This window comes from Hoylesella timonensis S9-PR14, from assembly GCF_000762405.1.
Classification (GTDB): domain Bacteria; phylum Bacteroidota; class Bacteroidia; order Bacteroidales; family Bacteroidaceae; genus Prevotella; species Prevotella timonensis_A.
On record NZ_JRPQ01000022.1, the window covers coordinates 1 to 1,252 of the forward strand.

General features: G+C 45.0%; 2 protein-coding genes. One reads left to right on the forward strand and one right to left on the reverse strand.

The window, feature by feature from the left end; translation table 11 throughout:
• Nucleotides 1-187: 187 nt before the first annotated feature.
• Complete coding sequence (locus HMPREF9304_RS15130) at nt 188-322, reverse strand: hypothetical protein (protein WP_262502955.1); 135 nt, start codon at nt 320-322, stop codon at nt 188-190.
• A gap of 412 nt (nt 323-734) precedes the next feature.
• On the opposite strand from HMPREF9304_RS15130, the gene HMPREF9304_RS01145 reads away from it, so the two are divergent.
• Nucleotides 735-1,103, forward strand: a complete 369-nt coding sequence (locus tag HMPREF9304_RS01145) for a single-stranded DNA-binding protein (RefSeq protein ID WP_036925962.1) — start codon at nt 735-737, stop codon at nt 1,101-1,103.
• Nucleotides 1,104-1,252: the final 149 nt, after the last annotated feature.

A 1,252-nucleotide genomic window follows, 5' to 3' on the forward strand; every position in this document is an offset into this window, starting at 1 on the left:
GGTATATACTTATTGTTATATGCTCATATTGCCGTATAGATGTATATATGTATATACGTCTATACGGCAATATAAATTCACGCTTACACAGATTACTTTGCAGACCTTATACTGATCATACACCTTTTCCCGTCTCCTCGCCATGGAATGGCTTTTCAGGCCTTCTTTGGCGTGCCTTTTCAGACAACTACGCTTTCTCACCTGACTGACGGTGGTACCAATAGCGATAAGGCATCATAGAATCTCTTGCTGTCCATGTTCTCGCTCCCTTTCGGCTTATCTCCCTGCCAGTTCCTTTCCTTTCTTCGGCATCGACAGCCATTTTTACAACTCACCGTTCACCCGGTTTCAGGGCTTAATAGAAGTGGTGGTATTTTCGTTCTCCTTATGCTCCATGTGTATTCCCGATTCAGTAAGCGGTGTCAGCCCCCTCTCCTTTTACATCCTCTCTCCACCTTCCACTTCAAATCCGTTCATGCGTTCTTTTCATTTTTCAGATAAGTCCGACATCCATTTTCCTTTGCAAAGTTAGCGCAAGCGGTGTTCCGCAAGGGTCGCCTTCCAGGACTTGCCTCGTGATTTTTTTCAAGTTTTTGGGGTGCGGTTGCTCCTGATCCAAAAACTCATTGGTCGGAGATGAAAAAAATAACGGTCATCCCTTGCCTTTGCACACCTTCATACTTGCCTGCTCCTTCATGCACGTAAAATAAATATCAACTTAAAAAATTACAATTATGAACGCAAAGAACAATTTCACAGTTACAGGTTATGTATGCAAGGATGCAGAAGTAAAGAAATTTGAGAAGGCTGCCATCGCACGCTTCGGTCTCATCATCAAGTACACGGAGCATAAGGGGAACGAAACCGTAACGGTCTCATCGATTATCAGCCTTGAAACTTGGGTTAAGAACGATGACACGGCAACTTTGGAACTGCTGAAGAAAGGAAGGGAACTTACGGCAGAGGGATTCTTCAAGCCAGAGAGCTACTACAGCAAGGACGGCAAGAATGTCACGGTTCTGAAGAACATCGCTACAAAGGTTACAGCCTTCGTCAGGGATAAAAAGCAGGAAGCTCCCAAGAAAAAGGACAAGAAGGCTTGAAAAGCCCTCCGAGGTGAGAGAGACTCTTTTGAAAAGGGTCTCTTTTTTTTGTCTGCTGCAATCTGCTAAGCTCGGCGCATTATCTTCGCACAACTGTCTATCCTTCTTGGCACACGCCTGAAGGCAAGTGCCGTTCTTATAAGCCCGGC